Origin of the sequence: Rossellomorea vietnamensis (assembly GCF_008180615.1) — a bacterium.
GTDB classification, from domain to species: domain Bacteria; phylum Bacillota; class Bacilli; order Bacillales; family Bacillaceae_B; genus Rossellomorea; species Rossellomorea vietnamensis_D.
In genome coordinates this window covers 22,700-43,161 of the sequence record NZ_VTEH01000002.1, presented here as the reverse complement: position 1 = coordinate 43,161, position 20,462 = coordinate 22,700, and the positions used below count along the sequence as shown (strand labels likewise).

18 protein-coding genes and 1 other RNA gene are annotated in these 20,462 nt (G+C 44.0%); 17 read left to right on the top strand and 2 right to left on the bottom strand.

All coding sequences use genetic code 11. The annotated features are described in order from the left end of the window. Positions 1-9 precede the first annotated feature (9 nt). The 3 genes from aspS to FZC79_RS03590 all read left to right on the top strand — a co-directional run bounded on the left by aspS (position 10) and on the right by FZC79_RS03590 (position 3,902). Positions 10-1,776 carry an aspartate--tRNA ligase gene (gene aspS / locus FZC79_RS03610; RefSeq protein WP_148945505.1) on the top strand — a complete coding sequence of 589 codons (1,767 nt, stop codon included), beginning with the start codon at positions 10-12 and terminating at the stop codon, positions 1,774-1,776. A gap of 63 nt (positions 1,777-1,839) precedes the next feature. Further along, positions 1,840-2,029: non-coding RNA, 6S RNA (ssrS, locus tag FZC79_RS03605), on the top strand. Positions 2,030-3,140: 1,111 nt separating this feature from the next. After that, entirely contained in the window at positions 3,141-3,902 is a 762-nt protein-coding gene (locus FZC79_RS03590) for a tRNA threonylcarbamoyladenosine dehydratase (protein WP_148945503.1), read from the top strand. Between the two features lie 253 nt (positions 3,903-4,155). On the opposite strand, the gene FZC79_RS03585 is transcribed toward FZC79_RS03590, so the two are convergent. Continuing rightward, entirely contained in the window at positions 4,156-4,578 is a 423-nt protein-coding gene (locus FZC79_RS03585; protein WP_148945502.1) for a hypothetical protein, read from the bottom strand. Positions 4,579-4,754: 176 nt separating this feature from the next. Here FZC79_RS03585 and FZC79_RS03580 point away from each other — a divergent pair, with 176 nt between their 5' ends. From FZC79_RS03580 to FZC79_RS22950, 6 genes are all read left to right on the top strand, one after another. Next, entirely contained in the window at positions 4,755-5,519 is a 765-nt protein-coding gene (locus FZC79_RS03580) for a hypothetical protein (RefSeq protein WP_148945501.1), read from the top strand. 2 nt (positions 5,520-5,521) lie between these two features. Then, on the top strand, positions 5,522-5,902 hold the full coding sequence (locus FZC79_RS03575) for a GntR family transcriptional regulator (protein WP_148945500.1): 381 nt from the start codon (positions 5,522-5,524) through the stop codon (positions 5,900-5,902). After that, positions 5,899-6,615 (top strand): ABC transporter ATP-binding protein, encoded by a 717-nt coding sequence (locus FZC79_RS03570; protein WP_148945499.1) that lies wholly within the window; start codon positions 5,899-5,901, stop codon positions 6,613-6,615. The genes FZC79_RS03575 and FZC79_RS03570 overlap by 4 nt, the downstream gene beginning before the upstream one ends. Further along, positions 6,612-7,538, top strand: coding sequence for an ABC transporter ATP-binding protein (locus FZC79_RS03565; RefSeq protein ID WP_148945498.1), 927 nt, complete (start codon positions 6,612-6,614; stop codon positions 7,536-7,538). Before FZC79_RS03570 ends, FZC79_RS03565 begins: the two co-directional genes overlap by 4 nt. Next, positions 7,531-8,481, top strand: a complete 951-nt coding sequence (locus FZC79_RS03560; protein ID WP_148945497.1) for an ABC transporter permease — start codon at positions 7,531-7,533, stop codon at positions 8,479-8,481. Before FZC79_RS03565 ends, FZC79_RS03560 begins: the two co-directional genes overlap by 8 nt. Before the next feature lie 157 nt (positions 8,482-8,638). Next, on the top strand, positions 8,639-8,797 hold the full coding sequence (locus FZC79_RS22950; RefSeq protein ID WP_187442629.1) for a hypothetical protein: 159 nt from the start codon (positions 8,639-8,641) through the stop codon (positions 8,795-8,797). 44 nt (positions 8,798-8,841) lie between these two features. On the opposite strand, the gene FZC79_RS03555 is transcribed toward FZC79_RS22950, so the two are convergent. Continuing rightward, positions 8,842-10,113 (bottom strand): replication-associated recombination protein A, encoded by a 1,272-nt coding sequence (locus FZC79_RS03555; protein WP_148945496.1) that lies wholly within the window; start codon positions 10,111-10,113, stop codon positions 8,842-8,844. Positions 10,114-10,856: 743 nt separating this feature from the next. On the opposite strand from FZC79_RS03555, the gene cymR reads away from it, so the two are divergent. The 8 genes from cymR to FZC79_RS03500 all read left to right on the top strand — a co-directional run bounded on the left by cymR (position 10,857) and on the right by FZC79_RS03500 (position 20,386). Further along, entirely contained in the window at positions 10,857-11,276 is a 420-nt protein-coding gene (gene cymR, locus FZC79_RS03550) for a cysteine metabolism transcriptional regulator CymR (RefSeq protein ID WP_113927447.1), read from the top strand. 202 nt (positions 11,277-11,478) lie between these two features. Then, the gene (locus FZC79_RS03545) at positions 11,479-12,621 is read left to right on the top strand and encodes a cysteine desulfurase family protein (RefSeq protein WP_148945495.1); all 1,143 of its coding nucleotides are present in this window, start codon (positions 11,479-11,481) and stop codon (positions 12,619-12,621) included. Between the two features lie 137 nt (positions 12,622-12,758). Then, positions 12,759-13,874: a tRNA 2-thiouridine(34) synthase MnmA gene (gene mnmA / locus FZC79_RS03540; protein ID WP_148945494.1), complete on the top strand. Its 1,116-nt coding sequence runs from the start codon at positions 12,759-12,761 to the stop codon at positions 13,872-13,874. Positions 13,875-14,612: 738 nt separating this feature from the next. After that, positions 14,613-15,272, top strand: a complete 660-nt coding sequence (locus tag FZC79_RS03525; RefSeq protein ID WP_148937766.1) for a tetratricopeptide repeat protein — start codon at positions 14,613-14,615, stop codon at positions 15,270-15,272. 30 nt (positions 15,273-15,302) lie between these two features. Continuing rightward, on the top strand, positions 15,303-17,693 hold the full coding sequence (gene recD2 / locus FZC79_RS03520) for an SF1B family DNA helicase RecD2 (protein WP_148945492.1): 2,391 nt from the start codon (positions 15,303-15,305) through the stop codon (positions 17,691-17,693). 215 nt (positions 17,694-17,908) lie between these two features. Further along, positions 17,909-18,097 carry a hypothetical protein gene (locus FZC79_RS03515; RefSeq protein ID WP_148937764.1) on the top strand — a complete coding sequence of 63 codons (189 nt, stop codon included), beginning with the start codon at positions 17,909-17,911 and terminating at the stop codon, positions 18,095-18,097. Positions 18,098-18,105: 8 nt separating this feature from the next. Further along, positions 18,106-18,246, top strand: coding sequence for a DUF3918 family protein (locus FZC79_RS03510; RefSeq protein ID WP_148945491.1), 141 nt, complete (start codon positions 18,106-18,108; stop codon positions 18,244-18,246). A 1,066-nt stretch (positions 18,247-19,312) separates the two neighbouring features. Further along, positions 19,313-20,386, top strand: a complete 1,074-nt coding sequence (locus FZC79_RS03500) for an AI-2E family transporter (protein WP_148945489.1) — start codon at positions 19,313-19,315, stop codon at positions 20,384-20,386. Positions 20,387-20,462: the final 76 nt, after the last annotated feature.

Here is a 20,462-nt window from a genome sequence, read left to right as displayed (position 1 = left end):
GAGTAGCATATGAGAAGAACAGTATATTGCGGAGAAGTGACTGAGAAATTCATCGGTGAAAAAGTGACACTAAAGGGATGGGTGCAAAAACGGAGAGATCTTGGAGGCTTGATTTTCATCGACCTGAGGGACCGGAAAGGCATCGTTCAAATAGTTTTCAACCCGGAAACATCAAGCGAGGCATTGGCTTCTGCTGAAAAAATCAGGAACGAATTCGTTCTTTCTGTAATCGGCATTGTTTCAGCAAGGGAAGAAGGAACAGTGAATGAAAATCTTAAGACCGGCAAAATTGAAATCCATGTGGAAGAAGTGGAAATCATCAATGAAGCCAAGACGCCTCCATTTGTCATTGGAGATGGAAAAGAGGTTTCTGAGGAACTTCGATTAAAGTACCGCTACCTGGATCTAAGAAGAAAAGCGATGCTGGACACGTTCCAGATGAGAAGCAATGTAACCAAGTCATTCCGTGACTTCTTAAGTGAAAATGATTTCCTAGATGTCGAAACGCCGATCCTGACTAAGAGCACTCCGGAAGGCGCACGTGATTATCTGGTGCCAAGCAGAGTGCACCCTGGTGAATTTTATGCACTCCCTCAGTCGCCGCAAATTTTTAAACAGCTGCTGATGGTTTCCGGCTTCGACCGCTACTACCAGATTGCCCGCTGCTTCCGCGATGAAGATTTACGTGCTGACCGCCAGCCGGAATTCACTCAGATTGATATCGAAATGAGTTTCATGGATCAAGAGGAAATCATCGCGCTGGTTGAAAAGATGATGCAGAAGCTGATGAAGGACGTAAAAGGAATGAACATCACTGAGGCATTTCCTCGGATGACTTACCAGGATGCCATGAGCCGGTATGGTTCAGATAAACCGGATACTCGTTTCGCTATGGAACTGGTCGATGTTTCTGAATCAGTTAAAGATTCAGGGTTCAAGGTATTCGCCAGCACAGTTGCCAACGGCGGAGAGGTTAAATTGATTAATGTTAAGGGAGGAGCTGAAAAGTACTCCCGCAAAGACATAGATGGATTGACTGAATTCACGAGCCGTTACGGCGCTAAAGGCCTTGCGTGGATGAAGGTTGAAGAAGCGGAACTGAAGGGACCTATCTCAAAATTCTTCTCTTCAGAAGAACAATCTTCTTTAAGAGAGTATGCATCTGCTCAACAAGGCGACCTCCTGCTGTTTGTTGCTGACAAAAAATCAGTTGTTGCAGACGCACTAGGTGCTTTGAGAATGAAACTGGGAAAAGAATTGGGTCTAATCGACGAAAGCAAGTTCAACTTCCTATGGGTGACAGACTGGCCGCTGCTTGAGTATGATGAAGAAGATGGCCGCTACTATGCTGCCCATCATCCATTCACGATGCCGGTAAGAAGTGAAGTGGAGATGCTTGAGACAGAGCCGGCCAAAGTTCGCGCCCAAGCGTACGACCTTGTTCTGAATGGCTATGAGCTCGGCGGAGGGTCACTTCGTATCTATGAGCGTGACGTTCAGGAAAAAATGTTTGAAGTCCTTGGTTTCTCTAAGGAAGAGGCTCAGGAACAATTCGGCTTCTTGCTGGAAGCTTTTGAATACGGGACACCTCCTCATGGGGGGATTGCACTTGGACTAGACAGACTGGTAATGCTTCTCGCCGGCAGAAGCAATCTAAGGGACACAATTGCTTTCCCTAAGACAGCGAGCGCAAGTGATCTGCTGACAGCCGCTCCAAGTGAAGTAGATACAGCCCAGCTGGACGAACTTGGGCTAAGACTAAAAAATGGTGAATAAGACCTAACCGGTTAAAATTGATATTAATTGATAATTGTGATATTATCTTTACAACAGCTTAACAAAGTCCTGATGTGTTCGTTGTTTTACCTATTAGTTTTGACCGAACATTTCTATCTACGGGAGCCTGACGTTTTCAAGCGGCGTTAATGCCTCTGGCTGGAGGACTAATAAAGCTTTGGAACAAGGCACCCACCTGCTGAGTGCGGGTTCAAAACGATAGATCCTCAGCGACGGCACAATCGGGACTTTGTTAAACTACTATATTGAATGTTACTGCCTCTTGCTTCGGCAAGGGGTTTTTTTGTGTCTGCTGAGGGTAAAATGAAGATGTAGTGCAGTGAAAATAATGTTAATTTCCGGTTTTGCTTTATGGATATATATATGAGTGAATGAAATAATGGAGAAAAGCTTGAAAGTCGGCCGGCATCGGTCAGGATATAGAATTTTTGGCTTAGATATGTCTGAAGTTTGTTCGTCATCGGTCGGGAGAAGGCGATTTCCTAGTGAGATATGACTGAAGTCGGTTCCACTTCGGTCAGGAGAGAGTATTTTCGGCTGAGATGTGTCTGAAGTTTCTTCGTCATCGGACAGGAGAAGGCGATTTCCTGGTGAGATATGTCTGAAGTCGGTTCCACTTCGGACAGGAGAGAACATTTTCCGCTGAGATGTGTCTGTAGTTTCTTCGTCATAGGACAGGAGAAGGCGATTTCCTGGTGAGATATGTCTGAAGTCAGTGCCACTTCGGTAAGGAGAGAGTATTTTCCGCTGAGATGTGTGTGAAGTCCGATCCGCTTCGGTCAGGAGATAGTATTTCCAGATGAGATATGTCTGTAGCTGAATACCATTCAGCCAGGAAGTATAGTATATGTTTATTGTATAGGCGTATTTAATTTTAAGAGGTTCATTCTAAAAGATTGTTACTTTTCTATGTTATTTTTACCCTCCAATGCTTTTTCGAAAAGGATTGGAACGGAAGGCGTGCGACCTCCTGCGGGAGTAGCGGACGTCTAGTTCCAGCGCCTAGCCCCTCGGGGTCAAATAACCTCAAGAGAATAAAAGGGAAGAGCACCTTTTTTTCTCTTGAGAACATTTGCCTGTCGGGGCTGAGCAAGGCGCTTCCACTTTTGATGACAGGTGAGACCCCGTAGGCGAAGCCGAGGAGGCTCAGCGCCCGCCCCGCGGAGTCGTGCGACTGGAGCGGAAATCAATTCATTTAAAGTAGCATTCATTGGAAACACATCCTTTTAAAAAAATGCATTAGAAACATTATTCCTATAGGATAGGTTGCATTAAAGCGGACCATCGTTTATTCTTATTTCAGTAATCATACATTGAAACTTCTTATAACGGAGATGATTTAATTGTTACACCAGTTTTCACGAAATGAATTAGCAATCGGTAAAGAAGGCTTGGATATTATGAAGAACAGCACTGTGGCTGTTCTGGGAATCGGCGGTGTCGGCTCTTTCGCAGCTGAAGCTCTTGCACGTTCTGGAGTAGGGCGCCTTGTTCTTGTAGATAAAGATGACGTGGATATAACGAATATCAACAGACAGCTTCACGCCCTGCTTTCAACAGTCGGCAAGCCTAAAGCGGATCTTATGAAAGAACGCATAAAGGATATCAATCCTGAGTGTGAAGTGATTTCTTTGAAAATGTTCTATACAGAAGAAACCTATGAGGAGTTCTTCAGCTATGGCTTGGATTTTGTTGTGGATGCCTCTGACACTATCTCGTATAAAATCCATCTGATTAAAGAATGCCTCGAGAGGGATATCCCTTTGATCTCTTCTATGGGAGCAGCCAATAAGACGGATCCAACACGTTTTATGATTAAGGATATTTCCAAAACACATACAGATCCAATTGCGAAAGTGATCCGTACCCGATTAAGAAAAGAAGGAATCCACAAAGGGGTTAAAGTTATCTTTTCAGATGAGAGCCCGATTGTCATAAGAGAGGAAATCAGGCAGGAAGTCGGTAAAGAAGATGCTAAGATCAGGAAGGCGAAGATTCCGCCATCCTCAAACGCATTTGTTCCTTCAGTGGCCGGATTGATCGCTGCCAGCCATGTGATCAGTGAACTTCTTTCTTCCATCGAAATTAAAAGAGTAAATGATTGATGCAAAAAAGCTGCCATTGGCAGCTTTTTTTAGAATCTTTTTGTAAACATTCATATCAATTTTGAAATGATCGCCATAATAGAGCAAAAATAACCTTGTAATCTGAAAGAAGTGAGTAACTAGCATGCGATTAGAGCGAAAACACCCTGCTCCAGCCGATCTTCCTTCTTAGAAAGAAAAACTTCAATTTCAATGGGGGTAAATCCGGGCACTTGTTTTTCCAAAAGCAACAATTCGTGAGAAAACAGCTTTTTTACTGAAGTGAAGTATCCAGAGTATCAATCTGAAACAGCAATACTTTATGCCTTTTTTTCAATTCAACGAACGTTACCTCTGCATTATGCAGCCTCTTCTTAAGTTCAGCCTGCTCTTCCTTCAACCTTGTATTCTCTGCAATCAAAACTTCATCCGTCTCGAAAGTTTCCAGAAAAGAAATACAGTCTGCCAATGTGGGTTCTTTCAATACATTGGTATCTCCGGCAGTATTGAAATTACTTTTCAATTTATTATTCCACCTGAAACTGCAAGCTCCCGGTGTTCGTCCAATAGTATGAGCAGCCTTTTCAAATGCCTCTCTTTGTGTCTTTCCATCATTAGTGAAGGCAAGGACGATATCGGAGAGAATTCTTTCTTCTTCCTCTGTCCATTTTTTCTTTTTTTCTGCAGCCTTATCCATAGGAACACCTCCAATACATAAGCGGCTGTCCCTTTATTATGTGAAAAATAAATTGAGCTATTCCGGCAGCTATTCACAGCCTTCAGAAGTAACTTGAAAAAAAATGCAAACTGTTATTGACTTGATATAGTGTATCGGTGTACTATCTAACTAGAACACTACTACAGGAGGCAAATATGAAAGCATTTATTGGATTGCTTCGGAAAGATTATTCGATATCGCGGTTCTGGTTCTTCGGCTGGTTAGCGCTGCTTATTTTTTTCTATATAGTAGGAGTTAGTTTTGCAGCTTATTACCACATCATGGAATTTTCTATAATGGTTGTCTTCATGGAGGGGCTATCACAGCTTATTTTTATGCCGTTGATTCTTTTAAGTATGCTGATGATTGAGGGCAGAACGCAGCTATGGCTCTACACAGTTCAATCAGGATGGAAATTGCTGCTCTCCAAATTGACTGTCGCCTTTAGCTATACAGTTCTATCTCTTCTGCTGGTTGATTTTCTGGGAGTCATCAGCTTAGCATGGCAGAGCGATGATATCCTGTTTCTGCCGTGGAAAGAAAGCATATTTTTTAATGTAGCGGTCATTTCAAGCGCGATTTATTTCTCTTGCTGGGTTTTCTTTTACTGGACTGTGTATTACGGTTTGGGGAAATCACCTCTGCTGAAGAGATTCCGCTGGATTATCCTGGTATTGATTTTTGCCTTGTATCAAGTCATTGCATCGCTCGCCTTGACTCTGGATTGGTTCAGGGAATTCACCAATCTATGGACTGTAAAAGTTAAGGGGCACTTCTTCATTGAAGTGGGACCGGAAAACTTTACAACCGGAAGTGACTTTATACATCTTCCTGTGATTCCTTTTCTGCTGTATGCCATTCTGGCGGCAGTGATCTTTCTGGCAGCCAGCTGGATACTGGAACGAAAGGTAGAGGTTTAGTCATGACAGAAGAATACAAAGCAGCAAAACCGATTTATATGCAGATTGCAGATAAAATCATCGTCAGCATCGTTAGAAGAGAACTTACTCCGGGTGAGAAACTGCCGTCTGTCCGGGAAATGGCTGTTAAGTCGGGAGTCAACCCGAACACAATTCAAAGAACTTACAGTGAGTTGGAGAGGATGGAAGTGGTGGAAACAAAGCGGGGGCAGGGGACCTTTGTGACAGAACAAGAAGAACTTTTTCAGGAGTTGAAAAATAAAGTCCAGCGGGAAATCATGGACAGTTTTATTGACAGCATGCGGCAGCTGGGGATTACGGAGGAAAAAATACTCGACGATCTTTCCTCTTATATAAAGGGTGAAGGAGGGAAGAGCTCATGAGTGCAGAATTAATTGATGTAAGCAAGAAATATGGAAACAGCTTCGCATTAAAAAATGTGGATTTGTCATTTGAAACCGGCAAGATTTACGGTTTGCTTGGACCAAATGGAAGCGGCAAGTCCAGCACGCTTAAGCTCCTGGCCGGCCTTGTATATCCTTCTTCGGGCACAGTGGCGATTGATGGCGAGGCAGTGACGAGAAAAGCAGCAGTAAAGGTTGGATACTTAACAGAACTTGATATGTTTTATGATACCTTCTCTGTTGAAAATATGATTGATTTCTATGAATCCCAATTTCACGATTTTGACAAAGAAAAAGCTCTCCAACTTTTGGAATACATGGAGCTCCAGCCAAGAGTGAAAATCAAGCAGCTTTCAAAAGGAAAGAGAGGAAGGCTGAAGCTTGTCCTCGTTCTCTCGAGAAAGACGGACCTTCTGTTGCTTGATGAGCCATTTTCCGGTTTGGACCCAATGGTCAGGGATTCGATTGTCAGAAGTCTTTTATCTTTTATCGACTTTGAAACCCAGACAGTCATCATAGCGACTCATGAAATAAATGAAATTGAGGCTCTTCTGGATGAAGCCTATATCCTTCAGGATGGAATTGTAAAAGGTCACTGCATTGTTGAGGAGTTAAGAGAAGAAAGAGGAATATCGGTAATGGAGTGGCTGAAGTCAAATACAAACAATGAATATAAGGGGGAAGAAAATTGAAAACAGTATTAGAACTAAAAAACGTTTCCAAGGTGATCAGAGGCAAGAAAATCATTGATTCACTTTCATTTAGCGTCTTGGAAGGCGAAGTGTTTGGATTTCTAGGACCGAATGGAGCCGGTAAAACGACGACAATCAGAATGATCGTGGGCCTTATGGGGATTACTGAGGGTGATGTCGCGGTCAATGGAGTCAGTGTAAAAAGCAACTATGAAGGGGCCATAAAAGACATTGGAGCAATCGTGGAAAACCCTGAGTTGTATAAATTTCTGTCCGGGTATAAAAATCTGAAACATTTTGCCCGGATGCACAAAGGCATTACAGACGAGAGAATAAAAGAAGTGGTGGAACTCGTAGGGCTTTCAGACCGTATTCACGATAAAGTGAAGACGTATTCTTTGGGAATGAGGCAGAGGCTCGGGATTGCCCAATGTCTGCTTCACAATCCTAAATTGCTGATCCTGGACGAACCAACAAATGGACTTGATCCAGCCGGTATCCGCGAAATTCGTGATTATATCCGCAGGCTGGCAAGGGAGACCGGTATGGCGGTCATTGTATCAAGCCACTTGCTCTCTGAAATGGAAATGATGTGTGACCGGATTGGGATCATACAAAAAGGAAAACTTGTCGATGTTCAGCAAGTGAAGGATTTTGTGCAGGGCACTGAGCTCGTTTATCAGCTTGAACTTGGAGAAGCAGAAAAAGCTGCGGCTGTAATTACCGATGCCTACCCGGACCTTCAGCACGGACTCACAGAGGGGAAAGTGCAAGTCGCTTTAGCAAAAGAGCAAGTACCTGAACTGATCAGTACCCTGGTACAGCATAATATTGATATCTATTCCGTGATGGCGGTCAGCAAAACCCTTGAAGACCGATTCCTGGAAATTACGAATGAAAAGGGGGACACCTTAAATGTTTAACCTGATTAAAAATGAGTGGATTAAAATATTCAGCCGCCCTGGAACTTATGTTATGATTGGACTCCTCGTTTTGTTAGTCATTGGTGCAGGATCCGCCATGAAATTTATTGGAGCAGCCGATGCACCTGAAGGAGATTGGAAGCAGGAAGCTCAAGCGAACATTGAAGGTGATAAGCAGATCCTTGAAGAAAGTCAAGGTATGCCGGCCTTTAACAAACAGTTGACGGAAGAGAGAATTGCCATCAATGAATATAGACTTGAGAATGATATCGAGCCTGTAAGCGGAGAAAATATGTGGTCATTTGTTAACTTTAATGCCAACTTTATCGATATTGTAGGACTATTTGCGATAATTATTGCTGCAGGGATTGTTGCAGGTGAATTCACATGGGGAACGATCAAGCTTTTGCTGATAAGACCAATATCGAGAACCAAAATCCTTCTATCCAAATATATTACTGTCCTGCTCTTTGGAGCGGCCCTGTTAGCCACCTTGTTTGTTCTTTCGGCAATTGTGGGCGCAATATTTTTTGGTGGAGGAGGCAGTCAACCTCATCTTGTTTATATTGATGGGACCGTGCAAGAACAAAGTATGCTGTTTTTCTCTATCAAAAATTATCTGCTAAGTACTATCAGTATTACGATGATGGCGACAATGGCGTTCATGATTTCGGCAGTATTCAGAAGCAGTTCCCTTGCCATTGGTATTTCCTTGTTCCTCTTGTTCATGGGAAGTACCGCAACTGGCTTTATTGCTATGAAATACGATTGGGCAAAATACAGTTTGTTTGCGAATACTGAAATGAGAATGTATACGGGGGCTATGCCGAAACTAGTGGAAGATATGACCTTAGGATTTTCTATTACGGTCTTGCTCATCTACTTTGTCATTTTCCATCTTCTCGCGTTTATCGTCTTTAACAAGCGCGACGTGGCGGCGTAAAGCAGTTAGACGCATTTTTGGAGTGGCTAACCTATAAGTGACATTTGAAACGTCCTGTGATTTAGTGCAGGGCGTTTTGTTTTTATCTCAAATCTTACTCGTTTTTGGATGGATACTTAACAAGTATTCTTATGGATTTTAAGAAAGGGGAAGTTCTATGTCATTTTGGACTTGGACAGCAATAGCTATTGCTTTAATGAGTGGTGCAGCCGCTGGGTTTTCTAAAAAGAAAAAAACGGAAAGGAAACATATTGCCGCACTTATCTGGTTCATTGCAGCAGTTATTTTATTTTTCGTTTGGTGGTTTACCCGATAATTCACAAAACAAAAAAAGAGGAGGGCTGCCTGAACCCTCCTAAATTACTTTTGTCCCATAATCTTTTTGTACACCTGCGATATGGCTGATTCGAATTTCCCTGTATCTTTTGGCTCGTAATAGCGGGCATTTTTCAAAACGTCAGGAAGATACTGCTGCTTGACCCAGCCTGACGGATAATCATGCGGAAACTTATACTCTATTCCTCTTCCAAGCTCTTTGGCACCTGCATAATGGGCATCTTTTAAGTGAGCAGGCACCTCTCCGTTACGGCCGCTTCGGATATCTTTTAAAGCAGCATCGATGGCACTGATGGCAGAGTTGGATTTTGGAGACAGGCATAGCTCGATGACAGCGTTGGCAAGCGGAATCCTTGCTTCAGGAAATCCGATTTTTTCAGCCGTTTCTACCGCTGCCAATGTCCGCTGTCCTGCCTGTGGGCTTGCGAGTCCGATATCTTCATAGGCGATGACCAGGAGTCTCCTTGAAATGCTCGGCAGGTCTCCTGCTTCAACAAGCCTGCCTAAATAGTGGAGGGCCGCATTCACATCACTGCCCCTGATGGATTTCTGGAAACCACTTAATACATCATAGTGCGCGTCTCCATCTTTATCGTGAGAAAAGCTCTTTTTCTGTAGGCACTCTTCTGCGATTCCAACTGTGACTTCAATTCTTCCATCCTCGGAAGGTTGAGTTGAAAGTACAGCCAATTCAAGAGCGTTCAATGAACTTCTTACATCTCCGTTGCTTGCCTGAGCAAGATGCGTGAGAGCCTGCTCTCCGACCGAAACATTCTGCTTGCCAAGTCCGCGTTCTTCATCCCTAATTGCATTTTCCAAGGCTGTTTTCATGTCATCGACAGAGAGCGGCTTCAATTCGAAAATCTGACAGCGTGAACGGATTGCAGGGTTAATCGCATGATAAGGGTTGCTGGTTGTTGCTCCAATGAGGGTAATCATTCCGTTTTCCAGATAAGGCAGCAGGAAATCCTGTTTCGCTTTATCCAGGCGATGCACCTCATCTAATAGAAGAATGACCTTTCCCGACATTTTGGCTTCTTCCGCAACTACGGCTATATCTTTTTTATTATTCGTTACGGCATTGAGTGTTCTGAAGGCATAATTGGTGCTGCCTGCTATGGCACTGGCAATGGAAGTCTTTCCTATGCCCGGCGGACCATAGAGGATCATGGAAGAAAGCTGCCTGGCCTTCACCATCCGGTCAATAATTTTCCCTTCGCCAACGAGATGCTGCTGGCCGATGACTTCGCTGATTGTACGGGGCCTCATCCGGTAGGCCAACGGTTTGATACTCATTTTCATCTCTCCAAACTGGCGTTCTCATTATTGTACTAATTTATCATACTGCCGGCTTTTTTTGAAATGAAGGCTCTTTTAATGCGACTGTTTTTACAAAGATTCGGCTCTTGAAAGAAAACGATTTCCGCTCCAGCCGCACGACTCCGCGGGGCGGGCGGTGAGCCTCCTCGTCTTCGACTGCGGGGTCTCACCTGTCCCGCTAGTCCCGCAGGAGGTCGTACGTCTTCCGCTCCAATCTCTCTAAGCAAAAAGGGAGGAGGTAAAATAGTATCTAAAAGCAACAGACTTTTAATAATGCAGTTTTCAAATTTTGGGATTACCCTGAATACTAAGGTTCTTCTCTCTAAATGGGGTAAGCAGCTCTTTTCACCCATGTTTAGCAGGATTTTTATGATCTTATTTTTGAGATTATATAGACATAGCACAAATTTTTAAAAAAGCCTTTATCAAAAACGATTTTTAACAGCAACCGTTGATTATGCTATAATGACAAAAGTTACTAAGAGAAAATTACTTATATCTTTCATTTGTATAATAGATGTTTTGCACAATGCAGAATTTCTTAGGTTCTTTACTGAATGTTGCTGTTCACTATTCCAATCTGTTTTTTCATGTCGTTGATTGGAGAGGGGATCAACTCGTTTTTAATAGCCACTTTAGAAGAATATTTTTTTTGAAATCAACCATATAACATTTTACGTAAAAAGCATTGTATAAAGATAGATTGAGGGGCGAAAACTATGAAGATTTCTACCAAGGGACGCTATGGTTTGACAATTATGATAGAGCTGGCAAAGCGCCATGGAGAGGGACCAACATCCCTGAAGTCGATTGCTAAGGCTCAAAACTTATCTGAACACTACCTTGAACAACTCGTGGCACCATTAAGAAATGCAGGACTGGTCAAAAGTATCAGAGGCGCCTATGGAGGGTACGTGCTTGGTCATGAACCTTCCGAGATTACAGCCGGAGATATTATAAGGATCCTTGAAGGCCCGATTTCCCCGGTTGAAGGAATAGAAGACGAGGAACCGGCAAAGCGTGAACTGTGGATGCGGATCAGGGACGCTGTAAAAGAAGTATTGGACAATACAACAATTGAAGATCTGGCAGGCTATACGGACGAAGGCGAGTCAGATGCCTATATGTTTTATATTTAAGCTCTTTTCACTGCTATTATTTTATATGAAATTCGGAAAACAACGCCGTAATTCCACTGAAATATCCTGGTAAGAAAAAAAAGCGCTGCATCCACCGTTTATAGAAGAAATCCTTTGTATCCGGGGAAAACTTCGGCACTTGGAATTTTTCCGAAAGCAACAATCTATGCGAAAACAGCCATATTTAATGGGAGGAATGACAATGAAGACGATTTATCTCGATAATGCGGCAACCTCCCCAATGGATCCCCGTGTAATCGATGTAATGACAGAAGCAATGAAAGGGACGTACGGCAATCCATCCAGCATACATGCTTCAGGAAGAGATGCCAGACAAAAGCTTGACAGCGCACGCATGGCTGCCGCCAAAAGCATTGGTGCCGGTTTCAATGAAATCATCTTCACCAGCGGAGGAACGGAGGCAGACAATCTGGCTCTTTCCGGTACTGCTCATGCTCTCAAAGAAAAAGGAAGGCATATCATTACTTCCTCAATTGAGCACCATGCCGTTCTCCACACTTGTGCACAGCTGGAAAAGGAAGGGTTCGAAATAACCTATTTGCCTGTGGATGAACAAGGGCGTGTTTCTATCAAGGATGTCGAGTCTGCTTTAAGAGAGGATACCATCCTGGTCAGCATCATGTATGGCAATAATGAAGTGGGGACCGTACAGCCGATCTCCGAAATCGGGAAATTGGTCCGAAGCAGAGGCAGTTTATTGCATACAGATGCCGTACAGGCTTTTGGTATGAAAAAAATTGATGTGGAAGAGGAAAACATCGACCTGCTTTCCATTTCCGCACATAAAATCAATGGTCCAAAAGGTGTCGGATTTCTATATGCCAGAAAGAATGTACCTCTTGAGGCCAAGACATTCGGCGGGGAACAAGAGAGAAAAAGGCGGGCAGGAACCGAAAATCTGCCCTCATTAGTCGGAATGGCCGAAGCGATCAAGCTTTCCCAGAAAGAGATGGATAAAAAGACAGAAGAATATATAGGGTTTAAGGGTATCCTGATTGATACTCTAAAAGAAGAGAATGTTGAATTTTACCTGAATGGAAGCCTGGAACAATCGCTTCCCCATGTGCTCAACCTGAGTTTTCCGGGCACTGACGTCGAATCGATGCTTGTGAATCTGGACCTTGCAGGGATTGCGGTATCAAGCGGCTCAGCGTGTACGGCCGGGTCAATTGAACCTTCTCATGTACTGCTCGCCATGTTCGGCAAGGATTCTGAGCGCTTGCGGAATTCCATCCGCTTCAGCTTCGGCATCGGCAATACCGAGGAAGATATCATCTATGCCGGAAGAGAAGTCAGCAAGATTGTCAACCGTCTGAGAAAATAAGGCAGAGTTCATTCTCTTGTCTAACTGCTTTCTTTGTATTAAAATCTTTCTATTGTTTTGAAAGCAAAGCATAAAAGAACATAGGCAATAAACGTGTGATTATTTTGCCTTTATAATAGATAAAGGAGGTGCCTTTTGTGAAGAAGGAACCTAAAGATACTAGAGTGGTCGTCGGCATGTCAGGAGGCGTGGATTCCTCCGTCGCAGCACTTTTATTGAAAGAACAGGGATATGATGTTATCGGCATTTTCATGAAGAACTGGGATGACACCGATGAAAACGGAGTCTGTACCGCGACTGAAGATTACGAAGATGTGATCAGGGTCTGCAACCAGATCGGCATCCCTTACTATGCCGTCAATTTTGAAAAGCAATATTGGGATAAGGTGTTTACCTACTTCCTTGATGAATATAAAGCAGGGCGCACTCCGAACCCTGATGTTATGTGCAATAAAGAAATCAAGTTCAAGGCATTCCTGGAACATGCACTAAAGCTTGGTGCCGACTACCTGGCTACCGGGCACTACGCCCAGGTCGAATACCGTGATGGAGAGTACAAAATGCTTCGCGGCAAGGACTCCAATAAAGACCAAACCTATTTCCTTAATCAACTGGGACAGGAGCAGCTGGAAAAAGTAATGTTCCCGATTGGTTCCATTGATAAAAAAGAAGTAAGGGAAATTGCTAAGAAAGCAGAGCTTGCGACAGCATCCAAAAAAGACAGTACAGGCATCTGCTTTATCGGCGAACGAAATTTCAAAGAATTTCTAAGCAACTACCTGCCGGCACAGCCAGGCAATATGGAAACGCTGGACGGTGAAGTAAAAGGCAGGCATGACGGCCTGATGTACTATACAATCGGCCAAAGGCAGGGGCTTGGAATCGGTGGAGCTGGTGACCCTTGGTTTGTTATCGGCAAGGACCTTGATCGTAACATCCTCTTCGTTGAGCAAGGATTTGACCATCCTGCTCTTTATTCGGACAGCATTCAAGCGGTGGATATCAGCTGGACATCCGATACTGCGAAGCTGGAAGAATTTGAATGCACAGCCAAGTTCCGTTACCGCCAGGAGGACCATGCTGTCAAAGTACAGCTCCTGCAGGACGGCAATGCCAAGGTGATATTCAAAGAACCTGTAAGAGCTGTAACCCCTGGACAAGCAGTCGTATTCTACAATGGCGACGAATGCCTGGGCGGCGGCACAATTGATGAAATATTCAAGGATGGAAAAAAACTTGATTTTGTAGGTTGACAGCATACAAGCAAGAATTTATTAAATTTATAAATAGGTACTAAGAGAGGTTCTTTACTAAAGGATCTTTTTGTGAACTCTGTTGCTATTTGATACTTAGTCGGAAAAAACATATTAAGAGGGTAAAACTGGTATCACCGAAAAGAAAAGAGCTACTCTCCCTCAAAATGAGATAAAACTCCTAGTATCTGGGAGGGAATCCGGCACTTGGGATTTTTCGGAAAGCAATAATATATGCGAAAACAGCCTTACTAAAAAAACTTGTGTTTAATTTCCATTTTACATTCTTCCTTCTTTGAAGAGGGATTGGAGCGGATGACGTACGATCTTCTGCGGGACTAGCGGGACAGGTGAGACCCCTAATCCAGTTGCAGCGCCCATCCCCTCGGGGTCAAATAACCTCAAGAGAATAAAAGGAAAAAGCGCCTTTTTTTCTCTTGAGAACATTTGCCTGTCGGGGCTGACCAGGGCGCTTCCACTTTATATGCAGGCGAAGCCGAGGAGGCTCGCCGCCCGCCCCGCGGAGTCGGACGGCTGGAGCGGAAATCCATTTTTCCTTACAGCTGCAATATCTCCAAAACAACTAAAAAAGTTTGGAAGGGGCCCAAAAGGTTAATCAGATTCTTGATCTGGTTAACCTTGTTTTTTTGAATACTGCTTTTCTTAGTGAAGTAAGCGGTTATGATATACTAGGGACATAAACAGGTAACAAATAATTCAAACCAGAGGTGTTTACATATGGATAAGAATTTAAAAGGAATCGAACTGCTTCAAGAAGGAAAAATCGAAGAGGCAGTCTCATTTTTTACAGAGGCAATTGAAGAAAACCCAACAGATCCGGTAGCCTACATAAACTTTGGAAATGTCCTGCTTTCAGTAGGAGAAAATGAGAAGGCCGAGAAATTCTTAAAGAGAGCGATATCTCTTGATGGGAATGCTGCATCCGCTTATTACTCTCTTGGCAACCTTTATTTCAATGGAGAAAATTTTGATGCTAGCAAAGAGGCTTTTGAGACAGCGGTCCAAAAAGGGCTGGAGAACGAAGATGTCTTCTTCATGCTGGGCCTCAGCCTTGTGAATCTGGAGCAGCCGAGACTTGCGCTTCCTTACCTTATGAGAAGTGTCGAATTGAACGGCGAAGATACGGAAGCACGTTTTCAATACGGCCTGTGCCTGGCGAAAACGGAAGCCTATAAAGAAGCCATTGAACAACTGGAAACAGTGGTTGAACAAGATCCTGAGCATGCAGATGCTTACTATAACCTCGGAGTTGCACATGCCGGCTACTCTGATGACGCCGAAAAAGCCAGAAGCTGTTTTGAGAAAGCTCTTGAAGTCCAGCCGGATCACATGCTGGCAGGGTACGGCTTAAAAATGATCGATCAGCTTAACAGTTAAGAATTAACTTGGAAACAAGGAGGTTTCTAAATGAGCAGGCAAGACTCCTTAGAACTTTTCGATGAAAATGAAATCTATGTTAAAGGCAAGCATCTTGTCACCATCTTCCACAATGAAAGCAACCTCTATTCTGTCATCAGGATCAGGGTGGAGTCCACGAATGCACAATATGAAGACAAGGAAGCCGTAGTCACCGGCCATTTCCCTAAAATTCATGAACAGGAAACCTATGTCTTTCATGGAGCATTCAAGGACCACCCGAAGTTTGGCATGCAATTCCTCGCACAGCGTTTCAAGAAAGAGATCCCTCAGACGAAGCAGGGGATCGTTGACTACCTGTCCGGTGAATTATTCAAAGGCATTGGAAAGAAAACAGCTGAAAAAATTGTGGAGCAGCTGGGTGAAAATGCCATCAGCAAGATTTTGGAATGTCCCTCCCTTCTTGATGACATTCCAAAACTTCCTCCCGAAAAGGCCAAGTCTCTTTATGACTCCTTAGTGGAACATCAGGGGCTGGAAAGAGTATTGATCAGCTTGAATGGATATGGGTTTGGTCCCCAGATTTCCATGAAGATTTATCAGGCATACAAAGAACAGACTCTCGAAATTCTTCAGAGAAATCCTTATAAATTAGTAGAGGATATTGAGGGGATCGGGTTTGGGCGCGCGGATGAACTCGGCAGCAAGCTGGGTCTCACAGGAAATCACCCTGACCGGATTAAAGCTGGGTGCCTCTATACGCTAGAGCAAAATTGCCTGCAGGATGGACATGTATATCTTGAAGCGGAAACACTGTTGAAAAACGTCAAAGCTCTGCTCGAAAAGAGCCAAAGTGAACGAATCAATTTTGATGATATCTCTGCTGAAGTGATCAAACTGGAAGAAGAGGGGAAAATTAAAGGCGAAGAACAAAGGGTGTACCTTCCTTCTCTTTATTTTGCTGAAAAAGGGCTGGTCACCAACATTGATAAGCTGCTCTCTCAAGATCAATATACGGATCAATTCCCTCAGTCTGAGTTCCTGATGGCGCTCGGCGGGCTGGAAGAGAGATTGAACGTCCAGTATGCACCAACTCAAAAAGAAGCAATCGAGACGGCTCTAATGTCCCCGATGATGCTTTTGACTGGAGGTCCCGGTACAGGGAAAACCACGGTTATTAAAGGAATCGTCGAGCTGTATGCTGAACTGCACGGCTGTTCGCTTGATCCCAAAGAATACAAGGATGAACCATTTCCTGTCCTGCTGGCCGCCCCTACAGGAAGGGCTGCCAAACGAATGACAGAGTCAACCGGCCTTCCCGCTGGTACGATTCACAGGCTTCTGGGCTGGAATGGCACCGACAGTTTTGATTATGATGAAGAACGTACAATTAAAGGCAAGCTGCTGATCGTCGATGAAATGTCCATGGTCGATACCTGGCTTGCCAATCAGCTGTTCAAGGCACTTCCTGATGATATACAGGTCATTCTTGTTGGAGATGAAGACCAGCTGCCTTCAGTCGGTCCTGGGCAGGTTTTAAAAGATCTCCTTAAATCAGAAGTGATTCCGACAGTTCGTTTAAAAGATATTTACCGTCAGGAAGAAGGCTCCTCCATCATTGAGATGGCTCATGAAATGAAGGAAGGCAGGCTGCCAACGAACCTGCTTCAGCCTCAGAAAGACCGCTCGTTTATCAAATGCACGACCGCCCAGATTGCTGAAGTGGTGGAAAAAGTGGTCACCAATGCTAAAACGAAAGGGTACAGTGCGAAGGATATCCAAGTGCTCGCCCCGATGTACAGAGGTCCTGCGGGAATCGACAACCTTAACGTCATGCTTCAGGAAATCTTCAACAGCAATGACGGCACCCGGAAGGAAATTACTTTCGGTGACACAAAATACCGGATCGGCGACAAAGTCCTGCAGCTTGTAAACCAGCCGGAAAGCAATGTGTTTAACGGCGATATAGGTGAAGTAATTTCTATCTTCTATGCCAAGGAAAATACGGAAAAACAGGACATGGTACTCGTTTCTTTTGAAGGAAATGAAGTTACCTACACCCGCCAGGAGTTGAATCAAATCACACTGGCTTACTGCTGTTCCATACATAAGTCACAAGGAAGTGAATTTCCGATTGTCATCCTGCCTGTGGTGAAAAGCTACTTCAGGATGCTCCGCCGCAATCTGCTGTACACAGCCATCACAAGGAGCCGTAACGCGCTGGTCCTCTGCGGTGAGGAACAAGCCTTGAAAATGGGTGTGGAACGAGAAGAAGACGTACAAAGACTGACTACTCTTTACCAAAAGCTTAAGGAGATAGGGTCTGAAGTGACAGAGGATTTGGAGTCTGAAGAAGAACAGATGAAAAATCCGCTGGAGGAAATGCTTCAAGCCGACCCGATGATCGGAATGGAAAACGTTACACCTTATGATTTTCTTTAAGTAGGCAAACTATATAAGTATCCGGGAGCAGCAGCTTTCGGGTGCTTTTTAGAAACTACTGGCGCCGTTCTTCCTCGTTTGAAAGGAATTTGAATAGGCTTTGTACAATTTGGGCATAATGGCTACTGGAAAACAGGGCAAAAAACTACTTTTATCCAAGGTTTGTCAAAAAGCCTGAAAAGCAGTTTCTGCCACGGATTTGAAGGGGTGGCCGAATGATGAAATGTCCAAATTGTCAAAGCAAGGATATAGGCAAAATTGGCATTAACCAGTATTACTGCTGGAAGTGCTTTATTGAGCTTTCTATCACAAAGGGTGTCATACACACCCATCAGGTCGAGGAAGATGGAACGTTAAGTTCATTAGATGATTTGTTTGATGAGGAAGACCGCCAATTAAGTTAAAGGAAGAGGTGGGCACCTTGAACAAAACAATGGTCTCTATGCTTGGATTCGGAGCGGGAATAGCTGCGACAGTGGCTTCTCGCCGTTCAAACATGATGAACGGAAAAAGTATGAAAAAAATGCGCAAACAAATGAAAAAGATGTTTTAAGAGCAGAGGGGATTGTTTCCCTCTGTTTTTTTATGATTGCAGCTTTTTGCTGAGAGTTAAGTATTCTTAAGAGACAACTTTGCGGGATATTCTAATGGCAATGGGTTTCTAAGCTTGTCCTGGAGACCACTTCGCGGGAAGTTCCAACGCCAATGGGTCTCTAAGCGTGCTTTAGAGACCACGTCGAGGGAAATATCAACGTCAATGGGTCTCTAAGCGAGCCCAAGAGACCACTTCGCTGCAATTTCTAACGCTAATGGGTCTCTGAGCAAGCCCAAGAGACCACTTCGAGGGAAATTTCAAAGTCAATGGGTCTCTAAGCAAGCCCCTAGAGACCACTTCGCTGCAATTTCTAACGCCAATGGGTCTCTAAGAATGTCTTAGAAACCACTTCGCTGCAATTTCAAACGCTAATGGGTCTCTAAGAATGTCTTAGAGCACTACGCGGGAAATTTCAAAGCCAATGAGTCTCTAAGCAAGCCCAAGAGACCACTTCGCTGTAAATCCCAACGCCAATGGGTCTCTAAGCGTGTTCTAAAGACCACTTCGCGGGAACTTCCTACGTCAATGGGTCTCTAAAAGTGCCCAAGAGACCCAAGCCCAGCAAATCTCAAAGCCAACAGGTCTCTAAGGGTGCTCAAAAGACCCATGCCCAGCAAATATCGATGCCATCGAATCTCTAAAATCTCCCTAGATACCCATAGCCAGCTATTTTCAAATTTAAAATATCTTAATTTACCCAGAAGTACAACATCATCCCTTGAATTTTTCCTCGTTATATATCCCACCCTATAACCTGAATGGTTTCCATTTTTTTGCCCACATTAAGGAGTATCAAAGACCATGGCTGTTTACTTATAAATTGTGTTGCTTTCGGAAAAAACCAAGTGCCGGATTTTCCCCTGGAATCTGAAATTTTATTTTTGAACAGGGGGAGCAGCACTGTTCTTTCTTGCTTAACAGGTTGTTTCAGCTCAATCATGGCAAATAGTTTTTAAAATTTAAATCAAAAGGCAGCAAATTTTACGAACAGAACCCAGACCAAAGAAGGGAGGAGAGTGGACAGATGAATAACCGCCTCTATGTCAGATGGCTGTACAGGCTGGCAATCACCCTTTTGGCCGTGATTACGCTTTATGTCTTCTATCTGCTGCAGCCGGTTTGGAAGCCTGTTTTAAGCGTAGTGGTCATTGCATTGATTCCTTTCTTGCTTGGAGGCTTCATTACCTATCTGCTGCATCCAGTGGTTGAGAAACTGTTCAAGGCGGGAATTCACCGGGGAGTTGCCATTCTGCTGATTTACATTCTCTTTTTTGGCGGCCTGGGCTATGCGGTTTACAAAGGGATTCCTGTCATTATTCATCAATTAAAGGACTTGGCTGAAAATGCCCCTCTTTACACGGATCAGTATCAGCGCTGGCTGGAGTACATACAAAACAAGACTTCCACTTGGCCGGACGGTATCCAGCATGAATTGGAATCGAGAATAGAAAGGTTTGAAGCGTGGCTTAATGGAATTGTCGCTTTGCTTTTGTCCGGAGTATTAAAGGTCATGAACAGCCTGCTGCTGTTTGCGATTGTGCCCTTTATTTCTTTTTACTTACTGAAAGATTTCCCGAAAGTGAAGAGAGCTGCGACCAGTCTCACACCGCAGAAGTGGAGATGCAGCGCGGGGGAATTCCTGAAAGACCTGGATGAATCACTGGGGGGATACATTAGAGGGCAGTTGTTAGTGTGCTTTTTGATAGGAGCACTTGCCACTCTCTCTTTTTGGTTATTCGGCATGAAATATCCGCTGCTGCTGGGGCTTATTGTAGGAATCACAAATGTCATCCCCTACTTCGGTCCGATAATTGGGGCAGTCCCGGCAGCGATTGTAGCCAGTACGATATCGACTGACATGATCCTCAAAGTGGTGGTTGTTGTGTTAGTCCTGCAGTTCCTTGAAGGAAATGTTCTTTCCCCGCTCATCGTTGGGAAAAGCCTGCATATGCATCCCTTATTCATCATGGGAGCGCTGATTGTCGGCGGCGAAATAGGCGGGGTGCTCGGACTGATTGTAGCCGTCCCGCTTTTGGCAATGCTGAGAGTGGCTGTCATCCATGCCCGCACCCATTTTTCTGTAAAAGAAACACCGTGATGAATATATTTTTATTTTTCTCGCAGTTCAGATTGACAAATGGCTGTGATATTTCTATAATTCGACTTATACAATT